Source organism: Limnohabitans sp. Hippo4 (assembly GCF_003063605.1).
Lineage (GTDB): Bacteria > Pseudomonadota > Gammaproteobacteria > Burkholderiales > Burkholderiaceae_C > Limnohabitans_A.
This window is the reverse complement of record NZ_NESE01000003.1, coordinates 256,449-276,587: the sequence shown is the minus strand read 5'-3', so window position 1 is coordinate 276,587 and position 20,139 is coordinate 256,449. Positions and strand designations below refer to the sequence as shown.

Annotated in this window: 19 protein-coding genes; 14 read left to right on the top strand and 5 right to left on the bottom strand. The window is 54.6% G+C overall.

Annotated features, from left to right (window positions below):
- Positions 1 to 13 precede the first annotated feature (13 nt).
- Genes fliM through B9Z46_RS10375 form a run of 3 tightly spaced genes read right to left on the bottom strand, consistent with a single transcriptional unit; the run spans position 14 to position 3,234 of the window.
- Positions 14 to 1,003 (bottom strand): flagellar motor switch protein FliM, encoded by a 990-nt coding sequence (gene fliM / locus B9Z46_RS10385; RefSeq protein WP_055359658.1) that lies wholly within the window; start codon positions 1,001 to 1,003, stop codon positions 14 to 16.
- Between the two features lie 47 nt (positions 1,004 to 1,050).
- Positions 1,051 to 1,644, bottom strand: a complete 594-nt coding sequence (fliL, locus tag B9Z46_RS10380; RefSeq protein ID WP_108256243.1) for a flagellar basal body-associated protein FliL — start codon at positions 1,642 to 1,644, stop codon at positions 1,051 to 1,053.
- 57 nt (positions 1,645 to 1,701) lie between these two features.
- Positions 1,702 to 3,234, bottom strand: coding sequence for a flagellar hook-length control protein FliK (locus tag B9Z46_RS10375; RefSeq protein ID WP_108256241.1), 1,533 nt, complete (start codon positions 3,232 to 3,234; stop codon positions 1,702 to 1,704).
- A gap of 229 nt (positions 3,235 to 3,463) precedes the next feature.
- On the opposite strand from B9Z46_RS10375, the gene flhA reads away from it, so the two are divergent.
- The 14 genes from flhA (at position 3,464) to B9Z46_RS10305 (ending at position 19,156) form a co-directional block, all read left to right on the top strand.
- The gene (flhA, locus tag B9Z46_RS10370) at positions 3,464 to 5,563 is read left to right on the top strand and encodes a flagellar biosynthesis protein FlhA (protein WP_108256239.1); all 2,100 of its coding nucleotides are present in this window, start codon (positions 3,464 to 3,466) and stop codon (positions 5,561 to 5,563) included.
- Positions 5,564 to 5,627: 64 nt separating this feature from the next.
- Positions 5,628 to 7,055 (top strand): hypothetical protein, encoded by a 1,428-nt coding sequence (locus B9Z46_RS10365; protein ID WP_108256237.1) that lies wholly within the window; start codon positions 5,628 to 5,630, stop codon positions 7,053 to 7,055.
- Positions 7,048 to 7,866 (top strand): MinD/ParA family protein, encoded by an 819-nt coding sequence (locus tag B9Z46_RS10360; protein ID WP_108256483.1) that lies wholly within the window; start codon positions 7,048 to 7,050, stop codon positions 7,864 to 7,866. The genes B9Z46_RS10365 and B9Z46_RS10360 overlap by 8 nt, the downstream gene beginning before the upstream one ends.
- A gap of 4 nt (positions 7,867 to 7,870) precedes the next feature.
- Positions 7,871 to 8,623 (top strand): RNA polymerase sigma factor FliA, encoded by a 753-nt coding sequence (gene fliA, locus B9Z46_RS10355; protein WP_108256235.1) that lies wholly within the window; start codon positions 7,871 to 7,873, stop codon positions 8,621 to 8,623.
- Positions 8,620 to 9,189 carry a flagellar export chaperone FliS gene (gene fliS / locus B9Z46_RS10350; RefSeq protein ID WP_233245980.1) on the top strand — a complete coding sequence of 190 codons (570 nt, stop codon included), beginning with the start codon at positions 8,620 to 8,622 and terminating at the stop codon, positions 9,187 to 9,189. Before fliA ends, fliS begins: the two co-directional genes overlap by 4 nt.
- 90 nt (positions 9,190 to 9,279) lie before the next feature.
- Positions 9,280 to 10,140 carry a flagellar motor stator protein MotA gene (motA, locus tag B9Z46_RS10345; RefSeq protein ID WP_055359664.1) on the top strand — a complete coding sequence of 287 codons (861 nt, stop codon included), beginning with the start codon at positions 9,280 to 9,282 and terminating at the stop codon, positions 10,138 to 10,140.
- 5 nt (positions 10,141 to 10,145) lie between these two features.
- The gene (locus B9Z46_RS10340) at positions 10,146 to 11,201 is read left to right on the top strand and encodes a flagellar motor protein MotB (RefSeq protein WP_055359665.1); all 1,056 of its coding nucleotides are present in this window, start codon (positions 10,146 to 10,148) and stop codon (positions 11,199 to 11,201) included.
- A gap of 132 nt (positions 11,202 to 11,333) precedes the next feature.
- Positions 11,334 to 13,724, top strand: a complete 2,391-nt coding sequence (locus B9Z46_RS10335; RefSeq protein WP_108256479.1) for a bifunctional salicylyl-CoA 5-hydroxylase/oxidoreductase — start codon at positions 11,334 to 11,336, stop codon at positions 13,722 to 13,724.
- On the top strand, positions 13,724 to 14,503 hold the full coding sequence (locus B9Z46_RS10330; RefSeq protein ID WP_108256233.1) for an SDR family NAD(P)-dependent oxidoreductase: 780 nt from the start codon (positions 13,724 to 13,726) through the stop codon (positions 14,501 to 14,503). Before B9Z46_RS10335 ends, B9Z46_RS10330 begins: the two co-directional genes overlap by 1 nt.
- Positions 14,504 to 14,514: 11 nt before the next feature.
- Complete coding sequence (locus tag B9Z46_RS10325; RefSeq protein WP_108256477.1) at positions 14,515 to 15,006, top strand: MarR family winged helix-turn-helix transcriptional regulator; 492 nt, start codon at positions 14,515 to 14,517, stop codon at positions 15,004 to 15,006.
- The gene (locus tag B9Z46_RS10320) at positions 15,003 to 15,863 is read left to right on the top strand and encodes an enoyl-CoA hydratase family protein (RefSeq protein ID WP_108256231.1); all 861 of its coding nucleotides are present in this window, start codon (positions 15,003 to 15,005) and stop codon (positions 15,861 to 15,863) included. Before B9Z46_RS10325 ends, B9Z46_RS10320 begins: the two co-directional genes overlap by 4 nt.
- 2 nt (positions 15,864 to 15,865) lie before the next feature.
- Entirely contained in the window at positions 15,866 to 17,035 is a 1,170-nt protein-coding gene (locus tag B9Z46_RS10315; RefSeq protein ID WP_108256229.1) for an acyl-CoA dehydrogenase family protein, read from the top strand.
- A gap of 32 nt (positions 17,036 to 17,067) precedes the next feature.
- Entirely contained in the window at positions 17,068 to 18,741 is a 1,674-nt protein-coding gene (locus tag B9Z46_RS10310) for an AMP-binding protein (protein WP_108256475.1), read from the top strand.
- 10 nt (positions 18,742 to 18,751) lie between these two features.
- A complete protein-coding gene (locus B9Z46_RS10305; protein WP_108256227.1) occupies positions 18,752 to 19,156 on the top strand; it encodes a RidA family protein in 405 nt (134 codons plus the stop codon).
- Here B9Z46_RS10305 and B9Z46_RS10300 read toward each other — a convergent pair.
- Both B9Z46_RS10300 and B9Z46_RS10295 read right to left on the bottom strand, forming a co-directional pair.
- The gene (locus tag B9Z46_RS10300) at positions 19,146 to 19,574 is read right to left on the bottom strand and encodes a MarR family winged helix-turn-helix transcriptional regulator (RefSeq protein WP_055361809.1); all 429 of its coding nucleotides are present in this window, start codon (positions 19,572 to 19,574) and stop codon (positions 19,146 to 19,148) included. The two genes, B9Z46_RS10305 and B9Z46_RS10300, sit on opposite strands and share 11 nt — an antisense overlap.
- A gap of 18 nt (positions 19,575 to 19,592) precedes the next feature.
- Positions 19,593 to 20,117, bottom strand: a complete 525-nt coding sequence (locus tag B9Z46_RS10295) for a flavin reductase family protein (RefSeq protein ID WP_108256225.1) — start codon at positions 20,115 to 20,117, stop codon at positions 19,593 to 19,595.
- Positions 20,118 to 20,139: the final 22 nt, after the last annotated feature.

Here is a 20,139-nt window from a genome sequence, read left to right as displayed (position 1 = left end):
TTTTCCTGAAAATTTATTGCATACCGGGAATGCAAGCCCGCTCAATTTGCACGGCGGTTTGTGCGCCAATGGTGCCCACTTGGACATCAAATGCAGGCAAACCGTTGACCAACAAACGGGCCAGGTCGGGCTTCTTAAAGAAGAGTACGTCGCCTTCTTTCATGGCTTCAATCTCACCAAAAGAAGATTCAATGCTACCCAACAAGACCCGAGCCTCCAAGCTGGCGCTGTCAACAGCTTCTTCCAACTCTTCGCGCCATTGTTTGTCGGACTCGTCGTTGCCATCGCCGGACTGAACTCGGCTGCGCAACAATTCGCGAATGGGTTTGAGCGAGGCATACGGATACACGAGGTCAATGAAGCCTTGTGCGTCCATGTTGCCTTCGGCTTCAAAGCGCGTGAGGATGACCAGGTCATTCTCGTCGGCGATTTGGGCAAACTGGGGGTTGATTTCGGAGCTGACCAATTCAAAGTCAACAGGCAAAACAGCCGACCATGCATCTTTGAGTGATTTGAAGAAGACCTCCAAAATCATGTTGATGATGCGTGACTCGGTGGGCGTGAACAAGCGGCCGGGTGGCAAGTTGCCAACGCCTTTGCCAAAACCACCAAAGAAACTGTCGAGTGAGCTGAAGACCACCGTGGGGTCAATCACCACAATGGAGTTGCCGCGCAAGGGGTTCATGCGAACCACATTGACCGACAAGGGGGCTTTCAAGCTTTTGAGGTAGTCGCCAAAGCGAACAATTTCAACCTGGTTGGGATTGACCTTGGGGCTGGTGCGCAGCATTTCGACCAAGCCCAAACGAAAGGTGCGAATGAAGCGCTCGTTGATCATGTCGATCGAGGTGATGTTCACCCCCAAGCTGCTGTCTTCGCTGGCCAGGTCGTGTTTCTTCACCCGTGCGGCGGTGTTGAAGCCAGTGTCGACTGGAATCGAACCATCCATCACGCCTTCTGCCAAGGCAGAAAGTTCGTCAGGTGTTAATAAAGAAGTGGCCATGAAACTCTAAACAATAAATAAGTTGATGCGAACAGGTCTGGGACAACTTATTGCACGATGAAGTTGGTGAAGTGAATTTCTTCAATGCCACCGAAGTCTTCGTATTTTTCAAGCAAGGTGTTGATGGCATCGCGAATTTTGGCGGCCAACTCTTTGCGGAATTCGGGTTTGACCAAGTCAGCATCGGTGGTGAGACGCATCACGTCCATCACGGCAGATCGAATGGCAAAGTCATGCTTCTTCACGTTTTCAAAAACGCGATCGTCGTAATGGGTCATGACGGCAATTTGCACAGACATCACTTTTTTGGAGCCACTCACATTGACCAAGAACTCGCGTTCAATTTGCATGTAGGTGTACTCAAAACGTGTGAGCTCAGGTGAGTCTTTGGTCTTCTTACCAGGCTTGGCGTCGCCTTTTTTGTCGCCATGGCCGCCGCCATGTGCAGCCGCAGCTTCTGCTGCAGCTTCAGGGTCAACTGGTGGTTTGGGGTTGAAGTAGCCTGTGAAAAACAAGGTTCCCAGCACGATGCCCACGATGAGCACGATCAAGCCCACCACACCGCCAATGATCAGGACGATCGGTTTCTTCTTTTTCGGCTCTTCCGCGACGACTTCTTCTTCTGGAGCTGCTGTGGCCATAGGTCACCTCTATATAAACAAGTTCACTCTGTATTTCACAGAGTTTCAATTAACTGATCAAGCCAGTGTGTCCCAAGCATCGTTCGATCGGAGATCTTTGATGCGAGATTCAGTGGCTGCGACTTCCGTCACCGTGGCATTGACTGAGTTGTCAGAGCCGTTGTTTTGACGTGGTGTCGAGTTTCCGCCAGATCCACGCTGGTTTTCACTGTTCACCCAGACATTAGCAACTGTCATGCCTGATTGTGACAAACTGTCCTTGAGCTTGGGCATGCCCTGGGCAATCAGCTCACGGGTCAGCAGGTTGTCGGTTTTGAAAACGGCGTCCAAACCGCTGGCGTTCATGTCCAACTCAACGTCAATTTTGCCCAAGTGGGCGGGGTTGAGTTTAAGTTGGAGTTTCCATTCGCCTTTTTCAAGCTGGTCTTGGAGTCGCTCAGCCATGGCTTTGCCCAGTTTGTCGGCCATGTCTTGGATTTGGGCGGCGCGGTCGGTCATGCCGGGGTTGGCCAGCGCCGCACTGGTGGCGGCAGCGCCCAAAGCGCCAGTGCTGGCTGTGTTGCGACCCGAATCGGGGTTCACAAAGCCGCTGTTGTTTTGGTCTTGGAGGGCGTCCAAGGCTGACATGATGTTGGGGTCGTCTGCGCCCAAGTCCAGCAAGACTTCCTTGCCATCACCGCCTTGACCTTTGCTGTTGAGCAGGTTGGCCGTGAGTTGGCCCCAAGCCGCAGCTTGATTCGAACCATTGAGCTGGGCCAATTGGCGGGTCATGCTTTCCCAGGCGGGAACCATGCGCATGCGCATGGCGTCCAAGGGGCCTATTTCAGGGGCTATTTCAGCCAACTGGTCCACGCTGCCCAAGGCTTGTGAGGGGGCGGCGTTCATGCCACCCAGTGCTTGGAGCACGCCGGTTGCGCCAGCGGCTTGCATCAAGGCGTTGACGTCAGATGCCTTGGGGGTGGTCGCTGATAAATGAGGTGCTTGCGCCCAGAGGGGCGTGGCCACTTGGTCGGAAATGGTCAAGCTGTTGGGGTGGGCTTGAATCCAACCCAAGGTGGCAGCGCTGGGCAGCAAGGTTAGTGTGTTGGCATCGCCTGAAGGTGGCGTTGGAATGGCTGGGGTTGTGGACACAGGCGGCGTCATCAACGGGTTGGTTGGGAATCCCAGCAATCCCATGTTGGCACCATTCAAACTGGCGGGATCCGTGGCCAAGGCTGCGCTTGCATCGGTGGCTGTGCCGAGGTCGCCAAACAAGGCTTGCACCGCCGATTCGCTCAGACCTTGTGCCCGCGCAAATTGGGCCAGGCTGTTGGGGTCGGGCAGGGGCGAAGCCGCGGTGATGACTGAAAACTGGTCGCCTAAATTGAGCGTTTGCAGGGCTGCCGTGGTGGCATCTGTGGCCTCGCCTGTGGCGGTTCCGGCAAGCTCTTGCCGCTCGCCCTTGGCCATCAGGTCGCGCATGACCCCTGCAAATTCCTGCCCATTCATGGGCTTGGCGAGGTTGGGGTCGAGCCCCCCCGAACCGCTGGAAGCCCCTACTGACGTGGGGTTCGAGACAGGTGCGGTCAAAAAGTTGAGGTTGGCGTCCATGGTATTTCCATCTTCAGTTTGATGTTTCAACCCCGGTTTTGAGGCCGGGTACACCTTGTATTAGCAAAAACCGTGACAGGAGAGGGCTTGCCGCTTTGGCGGCGTCAGGCGAAACAGGGGTGGGTGTCGGGATTCCAGGTGGCATGGTCTTTGCGTAACTCGCTGCACTATGGAAGAAAACCATGCAGTTTGAATGTTTTAACCCTGTGAACAGCCCCTTAGGCCACCCATGAGCACCTTGACCCTGTCAACGGTTCGACAGAACCTGTCCAAATTCGATTACACCGGCCTCGGCTTGCCCGCGCTGGTGTTGTTGATCATGGCCATGTTGGTCGTGCCCCTGCCTGCGCTGCTCTTGGACATCCTGTTCACATTCAACATTGCTTGTAGCTTGCTGATCATCATGATCGCCATCGGTACCCGCAAGCCGCTCGAGTTTTCATCCTTCCCCTCTGTTTTGTTGTTCGCCACCATGCTCCGTTTGGGCTTGAACGTGGCGTCGACCCGTGTCATTTTGGTCAATGGTCACGAAGGCCACGAAGCTGCTGGCAAAGTGGTGGCGGCTTTCGGTGAGTTTGTGATCGGCGGCAACTACGTGGTCGGTTTCATCATCTTTGCGATTTTGATGATCATCAACTTCATCGTGGTGACCAAAGGTGCGGGCCGTGTGTCTGAAGTGAACGCGCGTTTCACCTTGGATGCCATGCCAGGTAAGCAAATGTCCATTGACGCCGACTTGAACGCTGGCGTGATTGACCAGGAAACTGCCAAAAAGCGCCGCGAAGAACTCTCTCAAGAATCTGACTTCTTCGGCTCCATGGACGGTGCTTCTAAGTTTGTGTCCGGCGACGCGGTGGCCGGCTTGCTGATTTTGGTGATCAACTTGATCGGTGGTTTGACCATCGGTGTGGGCCAACACGGTTTGTCTTTGGCCGATGCGGGCCGCATTTACACCTTGCTGACCATTGGTGACGGCTTGGTGGCACAGATTCCTTCTTTGTTCTTGTCATTGGCCACCGCCATCATCGTGACACGTGTGACCACTTCAGAGTCCATGACCGAGCAAGCAACCACCCAATTGGCCAACCCAACAGCTTTGTATATGTCTGCTGGCATTTTGGCTGTGTTGGGTTTGGTGCCAGGCATGCCTCACTTGGTGTTCATCACATTGGCTTTGGCCAGTGCTGGCTTAGCCTATCGCATTACGCAAAAGCAAGGCGAACCTGTTGTTGGAACGCCTGCTGAACAAGCGGCGCAAGCAGCTTTGGAAGAGCCTAAAGAATTGGATTGGGACGACGTTGACCAAGTGGACTTGATTGGCCTTGAAATTGGTTACGGTTTGATTCCCTTGGTGAACCCCGAAACCGGTGGTCAGTTGATGAACCGCGTGAAGGGTGTTCGTAAAAAATTGTCGGCCGAGTTGGGCTTTTTGGTCCAGCCTGTTCGAATTCGCGACGCCCTCACCATCGATCCCGATGCGTATCACATTGTGTTGAAAGGTGTGGTTCGCGGTAAAGGTCAGATCAAGGTGGGCAAAGAGTTGGCCATCAATCCAGGTCAGGTTTACGGTCCTTTGGAAGGCCAAGCCACGCAAGAGCCCGCCTTTGGTTTGGACGCTGTGTGGATCGATCCTTCACAGCGCGACCTGGCTCGCACTTTGGGTTACACCGTGGTGGACGCCAGTACCGCCGTGGCCACGCACTTGAACAAAGTCTTGCGCGACAACGCCTCCGATTTGCTGAGCCACGACGAAGTTCAGCAGTTGCTGGACAAGTTGGCTGCCAAGTCGCCTAAGTTGGTTGAAGACTTGGTGCCCGGTAAGTTGTCTTTGGGCGTGGTGACACGCACCTTGCAGAATTTGTTGAACGAGTCGGTGTCGATTCGTGACATGCGCACCATTGCTGAAACCTTGTCTGAAGTGGCCAGCCGCACCCAAGAGCCTGAGCAATTGACCGCTTTGGTTCGTCCGAAGTTGGGCCGCATGATTGTTCAAAGCTTGGTGGATGACACCAACAGCTTGTCGGTGATGACTTTGGATCCAAGCCTCGAGCAGTTGATTCACAACATCTTGCAGCAAACTGCGCCTGGCCAGAGCATTGCCATGGAGCCTGGTTTGGCTGAACGTTTGTTTGGTGCTTTGCGCGATGGCGCGCGTGCCGTGGAAGAAATGGGTCACCCTGCCGTGTTGGTGGTATCGCCCGTGATTCGCCCCTGGTTGTCCAAGGCTGTGCGTTATCGCGTGAACGATTTGACCTTGTTGTCTTACAGCGAAATTCCAGATGATCAGACCGTGAAAGTGGTGCACACCGTGCACGCCGAAACACGCTGAACAGCTTAGACAAACAAACGAATAAAACCAGATTCAACCCTTAGATTGATGAAGAGATAAGACCATGGAACTCAAACGCATCCTTGCTCGCGATACACGCAGCGCCACTGAAAAGGCGATGGCTTTGTACGGCCCCGATGTGTTGATCATCTCGAATCAACGCGTTGAAGGGCAAACAGAATTGATCGTGGCTTTGGAAGTGGCCGAGGCCAGTCCAGAAGAGTTGATGGACGACGAGGCTGGTAGCAGCACGGTGACTGTGCAAGCCGCAGCGCCCACACGCCAACAAGTTTCCAATACACCCTCTTCTGTCAGCAGTCCTTTCAGTGACCATTTGCACCACTTGATGCAATCGGGCGCCAAAAAAGAAGCACAAGAAGAAGCTTCTGAAGCGATCACATTCAACAAGCCCGCGCGTGATGCATCCTCATCAGAGCACTTGCTGACGCAAGGCCGTGAGCAAGTGCGCAGCCAAGAAATCGTGTCTTTGGTGCGTGAAGAATTGGCCGCATTGCGCCAAGAGTTTCGCTTGAGCCAGCAAACTGCCAGCTGGCAAATGAACCAATACTGGCCCGCACACATTCAACCCTTGGTGCAAGCCATGACGGAAGCTTCTGTGCCAACCGCCTTGCGCGCCTTGTTGCAAGAAGGCTTGCGCGAGCAGCCCAGCTTGGACAGCGCCTTGGCCAGCATTCGCAGCCAACTGACGCACAATTTAGAACGCCCCCAAGAAGGTTTTCCCAACCGCGGCGTTCAGGTCATGGCCGGCTTGTCGGGCGCTGGCAAAAGCTTGATGGTGGCCAAAGCGGCGCAACAAGCGGCCCTGCATTACGGCGTTGAATACGTGGCGGTGGTGAGTTACCACGACATGCGTGCTGGCGCTTGGGCACAAACGCAAATGCTGTGTGCCCAATTGGGTGTGGAGTGTTTCCGTGCAGCCAACCCCGAAACGCTGAGTTTGCTCTTGAACGAGCTGTCACCACGTCGCTTGATTTTGATTGACACCCCCGGTGTGCAAATGAACGAGCGTTTGGCCGAAATTTCGCAAATTTGCCCAGAGGCCGGTTTGCATGCGGTGGTGCCTGCCGACTCTTCTGGCGTCACCTTGACACGCATCATGTTGAAATCCAATCTGCAATGGCAGAGCCTGATGATCAGCAAGTTGGACGAATCCCATTCACCTTGGCCCCTGATCCAGTTTTTGATTGCCGAAGGCGCGCAATGCGTGGTTTCAGCGGGCGGCAGTTCGGACCGCGTGGCCGATGGCTTGAAATCGTCGGGCTTGCAAAAACTCATCAACATTGCCATGGCGCAATTGACCCCAAGCTCAGAGGCTTTGGGCGATGTCATGGTGGAAGCTGACCTAAAACCTGCGACACTAGAGCCTCAGGTGAAAGAGCTTGAAGCTGCCAATGAACCCCTCACCCACACCCTGGGTTTGAGCCGTCCGCATTGGTCAGTGGAAATCCCTCAGAATGAGCTTCATGGATAAAGCAAAAAGTACCCAAGTCATTGGCATTGCCAGTGGCAAAGGAGGGGTGGGTAAAACCACGGTCTCTGTGAACTTGGCTGTTGCACTGCAGGCCATGGGTCACCGCGTCATGTTGTTTGACGCCGACATGAGTTTGGCCAATGCCCAAATTGCATTGGGCTGCCGTTGTCCCTACAACCTCAGCCACTTTTTAAGTGGCGAGAAAACCCTTCAAGAAATCATTGTCACCACCCGTCAAGGCATCAAGCTGGTGCCGGGTGCGTCTGGCATTCAAGAAATGGCAGCCTTGGGTGATATCCAAGCGGCCAACATCGTACGTGCCTTCAGCGCGCTCACCGATGACATCGATTTTCTGATTGTCGACATGGCCGCTGGCATTTCGCCTGAAGTGTTGGCTTTCATGTCCGCTTGTTCCCGCCGTTTTGTGGTGGTGCGCGACGATCCGTCGTCCATTGCCGACGCTTATGCCACCATCAAGGTGCTGATTCAAGACCACGGTTTGGATGAGATTTACCTCATCCCCAATGGTGTGGGAAGCGCGCAAGAAGGCTATCAATTGTTTGAGCGCATCAACCAAGTTTGTGCCCGCTTTTTGAACCGCACCATTCGCTATTTGGGCTCGATTGAAAACGACGAGCTGATTTTGGCGGCGCTCAAAAAATACCAACCCGTGGCCGAATTTGCCCCTGGCAGTGCAGGCGCACGTGATTTCCGTCGATTGGCTGAAGCCATTCGTCAGTTGGAGCCCATTGATGAGGCTTCGGGTGGCTTGCAGTTTTTTGTGGAGCGTTTGGTGAAAACCAGCGCATAAGACCATGGCCAACTCCACTCGCCTTTACGAACAGGTTCAAAACAACAGCGAAGCGCTGGTCATGGCCCATTTGGGCATGGTCAAGCGCGTGGCTTTGCACCTGAAGGTGAGACTGCCGCCTTTCATGGAACTGGATGAGTTAATCCAAGTTGGCATGATTGGCTTGCTTGAAGCGGCCCGCGCTTACGACCCCGTCAAGGGCATCGAGTTTGAGAATTTTGCACACAGCCGCGTTCGCGGGGCCATTTTGGACGAGGTGCGTCGCCTGTCCTTTTTGCCTCGTTCGGCCGTGGCCATCAACAAATCGCACAGTGAAGCCACCCACGAGTTGGGTGCCGAGTTGGGCCGCACACCCACCCAGGCCGAATTGGCCGACTACATGGGCAAGGACATTGAGCTGTTTCACAAAGAGCGCACCCAGGCGCGTCGCTTTGAAACCTATTCCATGGAAGTGGTGACCGAGGAGGTGATGAACATTGCCACCGATACGTCGCAGCAGCCCGAGGCCATTGTGGAGCACGAGCAGTTCATGGGCGCTTTGACCGATGCCATCGGCGATTTGCCCGAGCGCGACCAATTGTTAATGAATTTGTATTATGTTGAAGAGCTGAACCTCAAAGAAATTGGTGAAGTTTTGGGTGTGACCGAGTCCAGGGTGAGCCAGTTGCTCACGGCGGTGGTCAAAAAACTGCGCGGTACTCTCAAAGTTGAGCCCGCCAATGTGGCCAAACCCAAGGCTGGAAAGGGTGCGGCATGAGCCTGTCCTTCGCTTTTTCTGGGGTTCGCGCCAATCCGCCGCCATTTGTGGCTTCTTTTGCATCTGAAGACTCAAGTTTCCCGATGTCCCTCCGATTCCTGCTGTGTCAGGATCAAAAGGAACAAGACATCATGCGAGTACATTTCAAAGCAATGGAGAGCTACGGCGAAGGTAACCATGCATCACAAGCCATGGTGGCCGATAAGGTTGAGCTCATTCAGATGCTGTTTGACGGCTTGATTGACAGCTTGGTCACAGCCAAGGGTCACATTCAGCGTGGCTCTATTGAAGACAAGAACAAAAGTTTGGTGCGCGCTGGCCGCATCGTCCTGGGCTTACAAGGTGCCTTGGACTTGGACAAAGGCGGCGACTTGGCACGCAACCTGTACGAGTTGTACAGTTATGTGACACGCCGTTTGGTGCATGTGAATGCTCGCAATGACCTCGATGCATTGCAAGAAGTTCACACGCTGTTGAATGAAATTCGCCAAGCTTGGCGTGATGTTCCTAACTTGTTACCTAAAACTGCGCCTGCATCAGGTGTTGCAATGTCTGCAATGCATTGAGCTTTTGCCTGAAAGGGCAAAGCTTTGAAGGAACAATGACGGGCGCAGCTGGGGAGCCAGCCGCCCGTTTGGTCGTTTTTGGAGAGAAATATGGTTGCGATTATTGGTATCGTCGTTCTGATGGTTGCCGTGTTCGGGAGTTACATCCTGCACGGTGGCGACATGGCGCCTATTATTAAAGCAGCGCCCCTTGAGATCATGTGTATTTTGGGCGCTGGCATTGGTGGTATGTTGGTCGGTAACTCCATGGACATCTTCAAAGGCGCCATGGCCGGCATGGGCAAAGTGTTCAAAGGCCCTGCGTACCATAAAGAGGACTACCTCAGTACCATCTTCGTGGTGTCCAAAATCATGAAGACCTTGAAAACCGAGGGCCCTGTGGCCCTTGAAGCGCACATTGAGAACCCCGAATCCAGCGCTATTTTTGCGGAGTACCCCAAAATTTTGCACGACCATGCTTTGTTGGACTTGGTCTGTAACACGGTTCGTTTGATGGTGGTGTCTACCAGCCCCTTGAGCCCTTATGCGGTGGAAGACGTGATGGACGCTTCCATCAAAACTCACCACCACGATGCTTTGAAACCACAGGCCGCTTTGGCCACTTTGGCTGGTGCGCTGCCTGCGCTGGGTATTGTGGCTTGCGTGTTGGGTGTGGTGAAAACCATGGGTGCGATTGACCAACCGCCTGCCGTGTTGGGCGGCATGATCGGTGGCGCCTTGGTGGGTACCTTCTTGGGCGTGTTCATGGCTTATGGTTTTGTGGAGCCCATGGCTTCACGCTTGGCACAGATCATTGAAGACGAAGGTCAGATTTTCAAAGTGGTGAAGCAGATCATCATTGGCACTTTGCACGGTCACCCCATGCCTTTGATCATTGAGGCCGCGCGTTCCAGCATCAGCCACCACAATCAGCCTAGTTTTGCTGAAGTGTTTGACGGGTTGCGAGGCTAATCGCCATGGCTGAAGCAGTTTTAGAAGCGCCAACAGAAGAGGCCGTTGCGGCAGACGCACCCGCAGAAGCGGGTGCGCAGGCAGGCGCTGTGGCTGAAGGCACGCCTGAAACAGAAGCTGAAGCTGCGCCCCTCATTCCTGAAGAAGCCGATCCCGATGCACCTGTGGTGGTGGCGCCGTCCATCACCATCAAAAAGATCATGGACGATGGCCATGGTGGTGCGCACGGTGGTGCTTGGAAAATTGCGCTGGCCGACATGATGACCGCCATGATGGCCTTCTTCTTGTTGATGTGGCTGTTGGGTGCCTCTAATGCCGACCAACGTAAAAGCATTGCAGACTATTTCAAACCCACCTCGCACAGCAATGTGACGATGGGCAAATTGGCGGGCTCCGACGGCATGTTGGGGGGTCGCTCGGTCATAGATCCCGATGGCTTCCCCTTCTCTGCCAAGCAAACCAGTGCATTGAACATGGTGACCCCACGCTCTGAAGGCGGTCCCACAGAAAACGATCCGTCACCCAAAGGTGCTGACAGCAAAGAGTCGGGCCAAGATGGTGATCCAGGCAAGAAAGCGGCTGAGGCTGCCGACAAAGCCAACTTTGACAAGCTGGAAAAAGAAATCAAAGAGGCCATGGCCAAGAATCCGAAACTGGAAAAAATGAAAGACCAGGTTTCATTTGCCAGAGACAAAGATGGCTTGCGTATCGAGATTCTCGACAAAGCCGACTTCGCCATGTTTGGCTTGGGTACCACCAACATGACGCCCAAGGCGCAAGCTTTGTTGAACGAAGTGGCCAAAACATTGCAGGGCATTCCCAACAAAGTGGCCATTCGAGGGCACACCGACAGCATTCAGTTTGCCAACACTGACGACCGCAACAACTGGTCTTTGTCGGCCGAGCGGGCGGAAGAAACGCGCAAGATCATTGAGAAAAAAGGCATTCCTAACAGCCGGTTTGCCAGGATTGAGGGTGTGGCCGATACCGCGCCTTACAACCCGAACGATCCCAAAGATCCTCGAAATCGACGGATCGGCATCACGGTGTTGAACCAGTAAAACCTCCCAAAAGCAGCTTTTCGAAGCTGCTTTTTTTTATGTCTTGACCCCTTGCCTTGGACTGTTCATAATTATTTCAAGCTTCAACTATTGAAGTTGAAACAATCAAATTTCAGGGACAAGGAAAGCGTCATGAACATCGTCTGCCTTGGGGGCGGCCCCGCCGGTTTGTATTTCGGCCTGCTGATGAAGTTGCGTCATCCAGAACACAAGGTCACGGTGCTGGAGCGCAACAAGCCTTATGACACCTTCGGTTGGGGGGTGGTGTTTTCAGATGCCACCATGTCGAGGCTGCAAGTGGCCGATCCGGTCACAGCCTCTGAGATTTTGGGTGCGTTCAACCATTGGGATGACATTGCGGTGCATTTCAAAGGCGAAACCATGCGCTCGGGGGGCCATGGTTTTTGTGGCATTGGTCGCAAGCGTTTGCTGAACATTTTGCAAAAGCGCTGCGAAGCGCTGGGTGTTGAATTGGTGTTTGAGGCCGAGGTCGATGCCCATGCCGACATTGCCGCGCAATACAAAGCCGACTTGGTGATTGCGTGTGACGGCATCAACTCCAAAGTGCGCACGCGTTTTGCGGCAACCTACAAGCCCGACATTGACGAGCGCCAATGCCGCTTTGTGTGGTTGGGCACGCGCAAGTTGTTTGACGCCTTTACGTTTGCCATTGAAGAAACCGAGCATGGCTGGTTTCAGGCGCATGCCTATCAGTTTGATGGCGACACATCGACCTTCATTGTGGAGACGCCCGAGCCCGTGTGGAAGGCTGCAGGTTTTGAAAGCATGTCGCAAGAAGAGTCGATTGCATTTTGTGAAAAGTTGTTTGCCAAGTACCTGGATGGCCATCCCCTCATGACCAATGCCAAACATTTGCGAGGCTCTGCGCATTGGATCAAATTTCCGCGCGTCATTTGCGATCAGTGGGTGCACTGGGACACGTCGGCCGATGGCAGGCAAGTGCCATATGTCCTGATGGGCGATGCAGCGCACACCGCACACTTCTCAATTGGGTCGGGGACCAAGCTGGCGCTAGAGGATGCCATTGAACTGGCCGACACCTTTGAGCGCGTAGGGCACGATGTCAAAGGCATGAAGGAAGTGATGACTGCTTACCAAGCGACCCGATCTGTGGAGGTGCTGAAGATTCAAAATGCTGCGCGCAATTCGACAGAGTGGTTTGAGAATGTGGCGCGCTATGTCAATTTGCCACCACAGCAATTTGCATACTCGCTGCTCACGCGCAGCCAACGCATCTCGCATGAAAACTTGCGCTTGCGCGATGACAAATTTGTGGCCGCCTACGAACGTTTCATGGCCTCGTTGGCCAACTTTGATGACAGCGCCAAAGCCAAATCAACGCCGCCCATGTTCTTGCCTTTGCAAGCGCGCGGCGTGAGTTTGAAGAACCGCGTGATGGTGTCTCCGATGGCGACCTATTCAGCCGTGGACGGTCTTCCAGGCGATTTTCATTTGATGCATTACGGCGCCCGTGCCGTGGGCGGCGCCGCCATTGTGTTCACCGAGATGACTTGCGTGACGCCTGAGGGGCGCATCACGCCGGGTTGTCCTGGTTTATGGAATGACGAACAGCAACACGCCTGGGCGCGCATTGTGGATTTTGTCCATGCCCAGTCGGATGCCAAGATCGCATTGCAGTTGGGTCATGCAGGACGCAAAGGTTCGACCCGTAGGGCATGGGATGGCATTGACATGCCTTTGAATGACGCCGTACGAGATGGCGACAACTGGCCGCTGATGGCGCCCTCGGCCTTGCCCTACATGGACGGCGTGAGCCAAGTGCCGCATGAAATGACGCAAGCCGACATGGACGCCGTGTTGGCGGCGTTTGTATCTGCCGCAGAGCGGGGTGCCAAAGCCGGATTTGACTGGCTGGAGTTGCATTGCGCGCACGGCTACTTGTTGTCGGGCTTTATTTCGCCGCTGACCAACCACCGAAGCGATGCGTTTGGCGGCGCCTTGGCCAACCGCTTGCGCTTTCCGCTGGCTGTGTTCACGGCGATGCGCCAAGTATGGCCACAAGACAAGCCGATGTCGGTGCGCATCTCCGCGCACGATTGGGTGGAGGGCGGCATCACACCCGATGATGCGATTGAAATTGCCAAAGCGTTCAAAGCCGCCGGTGTGGACTTTGTGGACTGCTCTTCAGGTCAAGTCGACAAGCGCGAAAAGCCTGTCTATGGCCGCATGTTTCAAACGCCTTTTGCCGATCGCATTCGCAATGAAGCGGGTGTGCGAACCATTGCAGTCGGCGCCATTTCAGAAGCAGACCATGTCAACAGCATCATTGCGGCAGGCCGCGCTGATTTGTGCGCAGTGGCCCGTCCGCATTTGGCCAATCCTTCATGGACGATGCAAGAGGCCGCGCGCATTGGCTACACCGATTTGAATTGGCACAAAGCCTATGTGTCGGGCAAGCGTCAAATGGAAACCAATTTTGAACGAGCTGCCGCCATGGCTGCCATGAGTGCGTCACCAGCAGCCGCCAAAGGAGAGAATTGATGCGACACGTTTGGATCACGGGCGCTGGGCGAGGCATCGGCGCGGCCATTGCGCATGCGTTTGCCCGTGAAGGGGCGGCGCTGAGTTTGTCGGGTCGCAACTTGCAGACCTTGGAATCGCAAGCGGCTGAATTGCGCAAGGCGTTTCCTGGTGTGAAGTTGCACTTGAGTGTCATGGACTTGAGCGACCCCGCTTCAGTAGACGCAGCGCACCGCGCCAATCATGCAGCCTTGGGACCAGTGACCGTGCTGGTCAACAATGCGGGCCAAGCCCTCAGCCAGCCTTTTGCCAAGACAGATTTACAGCTTTGGCAACACATGCTGAACGTGAATTTAACGGGCACCTATTTGTGCATTCAAGCGGCATTGCCGGACCTGTTGGCCGAGAGTGCCAAAGGCCATGCTGCCCGGATTGTGAACATTGCAAGCACAGCCGGCTTGAAAGGCTTTGCATATGTGTCGGCGTATGCTGCCGCCAAGCATGGCGTGATTGGCCTCACCCGCAGCTTGGCATTGGAGTTGGCGCGCAAAGGTGTGACAGTGAATGCGGTGTGTCCTGGTTTCACCGAGACCGACATTGTGCGCGAGTCGCTTGCCAACATTGTGGCCAAAACGGGTCAAACCGAAGCGCAAGCACGCGACGCATTGGTGGCACACAACCCACAGAAAAAAATGATTCAACCCGATGAAGTGGCGCAAGCTGTGATGTGGCTGTGCAGTGAGGCCGCAGCATCGGTCAATGGTCAATCGATTGCCGTAGATGGCGGGGAGACGATGTGATGGCACAAGAGATGAGTTTGCAAAAAAACGCCGATCATGAATTCAGAGCCCATGCCGACCATCACGCTTCATTGCGTTTGTGGCTTCGCTTGTTGTCTTGCACCACGCGCGTTGAAGACAAGATCCGGCAAAAGTTGCGAGAGTCATTTGACATCACTTTGCCGCGCTTTGACTTGATGGCCCAACTGGAGCGTCATCCGGAGGGGCTCACGATGGGTGAATTGTCGCGCCGCATGATGGTGACGGGCGGCAACATCACGGCCATTGTTGACCAGCTTGAAAAAGAGAAGTTGGTGCTGCGCCAAGTGGGTGCCAACGATCGACGCTCGTACACAGTCAAGTTGACCAAGGCGGGGCGAGACGCATTTGCCGACATGGCGGTTGCACACGAAGCCTGGGTGGCCGACATGTTTGCCGGTTTGTCAGACAACCAGCAGAGTCAGCTGTACACCTTGTTGGGTGCACTGAAAAAGAATTTACAAAAACAGGAGGAGATGGCATGAGTCAAAAATATTTACCGGGCGAGCCACACCAGTTGCCGCGCCATGGCAATAAACTGGCCAACTACAAAGCAGCGCATGTGATGTTTGAGGTGAAGGACGGCGTGGCCACGCTCACCCTTAATCGACCTGAGCGAAAAAATCCCTTGTCGTTTGAGTCGTATGCAGAGATGCGCGATTTGTTTCGAGCTTTGGCCTATGCCGATGATGTCCATGCGGTGGTGGTGACCGGTGCAGGCGGAAACTTTTGCTCCGGTGGTGATGTGCATGAAATCATTGGCCCGCTGACCAAGTTGGACATGCCAGGCCTGTTGACCTTTACGCGCATGACCGGTGATTTGGTCAAGGCCATGCGTGCGTGCCCTCAGCCCATCATTTCCGCCATTGATGGCATTTGCGCCGGTGCTGGCGCACTGTTAGCGCTAGCGTCTGACATGCGCTACGGCACAGCGCGAAGCAAAACCTATTTCTTGTTCAACAAAGTGGGCTTGGCCGGTTGTGACATGGGAGCATGTGCGTTGTTGCCCCGCGTGATTGGGCAAGGTCGCGCGTCCGAGTTGTTGTACACCGGTCGTGGCTTGCCTGGCGAAGAGGCCGAGCGTTGGGGTTTCTACAACCGAGTGTGCACCCCCGAGACTGTGTTGAGCGAAGCTCAAGCGATGGCGCAAGTCTTGGTCAGTGGCCCTACCTTTGCCAACGGCATGACCAAAAAGATGCTGCAACAAGAGTGGAACATGGGTTTGGACGAGGCCATTGAGGCTGAGGCACAAGCCCAAGCCATTTGCATGGCCACCAACGATTTCCATCGGGCGTATCACGCCTTTGTGGCCAAGCAAACCCCTGTGTTTGAAGGAGATTGAGCATGAATTCAGCCGCTCATTTGGCCTGGCCCTTCTTTGACGAATCGCACCGCAGTTTCAAAGACAAACTGCAAACCTGGACCCGCCAACAGTTTGCGGACTTGCATGGCCACGACGAATCGCGTGAGGCCATTGACCGCGAGTGTGTGAGCTTGGTGAAAGCCTTGGGACAAGGCGGCTGGTTGAAGCCAGCCATCGCTGGTCAGTTGTATGGCGGTACTGCCAATGTGATCGACACACGCACCATTTGCATCTTGCGCGAAGAATTGGCTTGGCACCATGGTTTGGCAGACTTTGCGTTTGCCATGCAAGGCTTGGGGTCGGGTGCCATCAGTTTGAAAGGGACGCCAGAACAACAAGCCGAGTACCTGCCGCGTGTTGCCAAAGGTGAGGCGCTAGCGGCTTTTGCACTCAGCGAGCCTGATGCAGGATCGGATGTGGCTGCGATGCAATGCAGCGCTGTCGACACAGCTGAAGGTTACCTTTTGAATGGTTTCAAGACCTGGATTTCCAACGGTGGCATTGCAGATTTTTACGTGGTCTTTGCACGCACGGGTGAAGCGCCTGGCGCCCGCGGCATCAGCGCTTTCATTGTGGACGCCAACTCACCAGGTTTGGAAATTGCCGAGCGCATTGATGTGGTGGCGCCTCACCCCTTGGCCAAATTGCATTTCAACAACGTGTTGGTGCCCCATGCCAAACGCATTGGTGCCGCCGGCGAAGGTTTCAAAGTGGCCATGGCCACTTTGGATGTGTTCCGGACCTCGGTGGCGGCTGCGTCTTTGGGTTTTGCACGCAGAGCCTTGGATGAATCGATTGCCTGGGCCAAGCAGCGCAAGATGTTTGGACAGAGTTTGGGTGATTTTCAAATCACGCAGAGCAAGTTGGCGCAGATGGCCACACTGCTGGACGCTGCAACTTTGTTGACTTACCGCGCCGCATGGTTGCGCGATCAAGGCCAGCGCATCACGCAAGAAGCGGCCATGGCCAAAATGACCGCCACAGAAAATGCGCAACAAATCATCGACATGGCTGTGCAAATGCATGGTGGCATGGGTGTGAAAAAAGGTTGCATTGTCGAGTCGCTGTACCGAGAAATCAGAGCCCTTCGCATTTATGAAGGTGCAACCGAAGTGCAGCAGTTGATCATTGGTCGCGATTTGCTCAAGTGAGGCCAGACATGACGTCATCTCTCTCCGCTTCATTGGCCCCTTCGTCACATACAGACACGTTCACGCGCGACCGCTTGCCACCGCCTGACCAATGGCCCGTGTTTGTGTTCGATCGCCCAGAAGTTCAGTACCCCGCTCAACTCAATTGTGTCCAAGGCTTGCTCGACGATCACGTGGCCAAGGGTCTTGGCGATCGCATGGCTGTCCGCGGTAAAGACGCGACAGGCGACATCAGCTGGACCTACGCGCAGTTGCAGGCCAAGGTCAATCAAATTGCGCATGTGCTGACCACCGACATGGGCTTGAAATCAGGCCAGCGTTTGCTTCTTCGCGGTGGCAACAGTCCTATGATGGCTGCTTGTTTCTTGGCGGCCTTGAAGGCAGGTTTGGTGGTGGTGCCCACCATGCCTTTGCTGCGGGCTGCTGAACTTAAGCAAATTGTGGACAAGGCGCAGGTGAGTGCTGCCTTGTGCGACAGCTTGCTGGCCGACGAACTCCGTCATTGCACCGAACCAGCGCATCCACATTATGCGGCTGCGTTAAAGCAAGTGCTGTGGTTCAGGTCAGAAGACGCTGGCGGCGTTGAGGCGCGCATGGCAAAGCATGCAAAAGCCTTTGAGGCCTACCCAACCAGCCGTGACGATGTCTGTTTGATTGCGTTCACCAGTGGCACCACGGGTCAGCCCAAGGGCACGATGCATTTTCACCGTGATGTCTTGGCCATGTGTGATTTGTTTCCGCGCCATGTCTTGAAAATGGACGCCAATGACATTGTGTGTGGCACGCCGCCCATTGCTTTCACCTTTGGATTGGGTGGCTTGCTGGCCTTCCCCTTGCGCTACGGTGCCTGTGCGGTGTTGCTAGAGAAGTACACGCCAGAGTCTTTGCTGCAAACTGTGGGCCACTACGGCGCCACACAGTGCTACACGGCGCCCACCATGTACCGCCAAATGGCCATGCTGGTCAGCGATCAACCCAGTGCTTTCAATTTGAAGTCCTTGAAGCACACTGTCTCGGCGGGTGAGGCTTTGCCCGATGCCACTCGCCAGTTGTGGAAAAAAGCCACAGGCATCGAGATGACCGATGGCATTGGTGGCACCGAAGTGATTCACATCTACATCTCAAGTGCAGGACACGAAGTGCGTGCAGGCAGCATTGGCAAAGTGGTGCCGGGTTATCAGGCGCAAATTGTGGACGAAGACATGCAGCCGGTTCCGCCTGGTGTTGTGGGTCGTTTGGCGGTCAGGGGCCCTACAGGTTGTCGCTATTTGGACGATCCACGCCAAAAGGATTACGTCAAAGAAGGCTGGAATTTGCCAGGTGATACGTTTGTGATGGATGCGGATGGCTACTTCAGTTACCAAGCGCGCAACGATGACATGATCATTTCTGCGGGCTACAACATTGCTGGCCCCGAAGTGGAAAGCGCTTTGATGCAACACCCTGCAGTGGCCGAATGTGGCGTGGTGGGTGCCAGCGACATCGAGCGCGGACAGGTGGTGATGGCCTTTGTGGTGCTGAAGCCTGGCTACACAGGCTCACCTGTCTTGGAAAAAGAAATTCAAGAGTTTGTGAAGCAAACCATTGCACCCTTCAAGTACCCAAGGCGCGTGATGTTTTGCGATGCCATGCCGCGCACCGAGACGGGTAAGTTGCAGCGCTTTAAATTACGCCAGCAAGCGATGGCTTTCAATTCAGAAAAATAAGGAGCAGAAGATGTCACAAAGCCTCTTGAAAGTACTTCAGCCAGAGGGATGGGCGCCTGCCAAAGGGTATGCCAATGGCATGGCTGCCCGCGGTGAAATGATTTTTGTGGCGGGCATGATTGGCTGGAATGGCCAATGTCAATTTGAGACCGATGACTTTGTGGCGCAGTGCAAACAAGCCTTGCAAAACATTGTGGCTACGTTGGCCTGTGCGGGCGCAGGGCCCGAGCACATGGCCCGCATGACGTGGTACGTGAAAGATAAGAAAGAGTATGTGGCGCGTGGTCGCGAATTGGGCAAGGTCTACCAAGACGTGATGGGCAGAAACTACCCCGCCATGACCTTGGTTCAAGTGGCCGATTTGGTAGAAGACCGGGCTTTGGTCGAGATTGAGGTGACGGCCGTTAAGCCTTGACAATCAGTTTTTGCAAAATGCTTTTGAGCGAGGTGCTGTGCGCGGGGCCTAGCAAGGCCAAAACTTTTTGCTCATGTTGCTGCGCTTTTTTCAGGAGCGGCTTGACCAGTTTTTGACCTGCAGGCGTCAAGCTCACCCAGGCTTGGCGCTTGTCTTGCGTGCAGGGTGTGCGAATGACCAAGTTGTCTGTTTCCATTCTGAGAACCATCTTGGTGACGGTGGGTTGCTTGGCCAACACAATCTCTGCCAATTCACCCACGGTGCGCTGTTTTACGCCCGACAAGGACGCCAAAATTCTCCACTCGGACACCGTGAGCCCTGCCGCTTCAACTTGCGCATGAAATTCTGAAGAAATGGTGAAGCTGGCCCGTGCAAGCAAGTAGGGCAAATAGCTGTCTACAAATTCTTGGGTGGCCATGGTGGGCAATGACTCGAATTAACCTTGCAGTTTTTGGGCGCAGTAAAAACCACCTTGCTGATGCACCAAGGGTGAACCATCCGCAAAGCCGCATTGTTCAACTTCACCGACAAAAATGATGTGATCGCCTTCGGTGTATTGGCTGCGGTTGCGGCATTCAAACCAAGCCAATGCGCCCTTTAAAACGGGCAATCCGGCAGTGCCCAACGCATAGTCAACGCCGCCGAAGCGATCGCCTTGGCCAAATGCAAATTGATTGCACAAAGCCAATTGTTGTTCGCTCAAGATGTTGATGACGTAATGCGACGTCTTTTGAAACGACGGCAAGGTGCGTGATTTCAAGCCCAAGCTCCAGACTACCAGCGGGGGCGTCAATGACACGCTGTTGAACGAGCTGGCAGTGAGCCCTACAAATTGGTGCCCCCACTCAGCGGGATTGGCCTCACCCAATTGGTGGGTGGTAATGACCGAGACACCGGTTGGAAAGCGTGAGAGCGCTTGCTTGAAGTGCTGGGTGTCGAAGGTGGTGCTAGGGGAACTCATGAGCTGATTGTATGAAATTTCA

What these genes read in the sequence shown, in the direction of transcription:
- fliM (WP_055359658.1), bottom strand. Translation starts at nt 1,003, where the DNA reads ATGGCCACTTCTTTATTAACACCTGACGAACTTTCTGCCTTGGCAGAA.
- fliL (WP_108256243.1), bottom strand. Translation starts at nt 1,644, where the DNA reads ATGGCCACAGCAGCTCCAGAAGAAGAAGTCGTCGCGGAAGAGCCGAAA.
- B9Z46_RS10375 (WP_108256241.1), bottom strand. Translation starts at nt 3,234, where the DNA reads ATGGACGCCAACCTCAACTTTTTGACCGCACCTGTCTCGAACCCCACG.
- flhA (WP_108256239.1), top strand. Translation starts at nt 3,464, where the DNA reads ATGAGCACCTTGACCCTGTCAACGGTTCGACAGAACCTGTCCAAATTC.
- B9Z46_RS10365 (WP_108256237.1), top strand. Translation starts at nt 5,628, where the DNA reads ATGGAACTCAAACGCATCCTTGCTCGCGATACACGCAGCGCCACTGAA.
- B9Z46_RS10360 (WP_108256483.1), top strand. Translation starts at nt 7,048, where the DNA reads ATGGATAAAGCAAAAAGTACCCAAGTCATTGGCATTGCCAGTGGCAAA.
- fliA (WP_108256235.1), top strand. Translation starts at nt 7,871, where the DNA reads ATGGCCAACTCCACTCGCCTTTACGAACAGGTTCAAAACAACAGCGAA.
- fliS (WP_233245980.1), top strand. Translation starts at nt 8,620, where the DNA reads ATGAGCCTGTCCTTCGCTTTTTCTGGGGTTCGCGCCAATCCGCCGCCA.
- motA (WP_055359664.1), top strand. Translation starts at nt 9,280, where the DNA reads ATGGTTGCGATTATTGGTATCGTCGTTCTGATGGTTGCCGTGTTCGGG.
- B9Z46_RS10340 (WP_055359665.1), top strand. Translation starts at nt 10,146, where the DNA reads ATGGCTGAAGCAGTTTTAGAAGCGCCAACAGAAGAGGCCGTTGCGGCA.
- B9Z46_RS10335 (WP_108256479.1), top strand. Translation starts at nt 11,334, where the DNA reads ATGAACATCGTCTGCCTTGGGGGCGGCCCCGCCGGTTTGTATTTCGGC.
- B9Z46_RS10330 (WP_108256233.1), top strand. Translation starts at nt 13,724, where the DNA reads ATGCGACACGTTTGGATCACGGGCGCTGGGCGAGGCATCGGCGCGGCC.
- B9Z46_RS10325 (WP_108256477.1), top strand. Translation starts at nt 14,515, where the DNA reads ATGAGTTTGCAAAAAAACGCCGATCATGAATTCAGAGCCCATGCCGAC.
- B9Z46_RS10320 (WP_108256231.1), top strand. Translation starts at nt 15,003, where the DNA reads ATGAGTCAAAAATATTTACCGGGCGAGCCACACCAGTTGCCGCGCCAT.
- B9Z46_RS10315 (WP_108256229.1), top strand. Translation starts at nt 15,866, where the DNA reads ATGAATTCAGCCGCTCATTTGGCCTGGCCCTTCTTTGACGAATCGCAC.
- B9Z46_RS10305 (WP_108256227.1), top strand. Translation starts at nt 18,752, where the DNA reads ATGTCACAAAGCCTCTTGAAAGTACTTCAGCCAGAGGGATGGGCGCCT.
- B9Z46_RS10300 (WP_055361809.1), bottom strand. Translation starts at nt 19,574, where the DNA reads ATGGCCACCCAAGAATTTGTAGACAGCTATTTGCCCTACTTGCTTGCA.
- B9Z46_RS10295 (WP_108256225.1), bottom strand. Translation starts at nt 20,117, where the DNA reads ATGAGTTCCCCTAGCACCACCTTCGACACCCAGCACTTCAAGCAAGCG.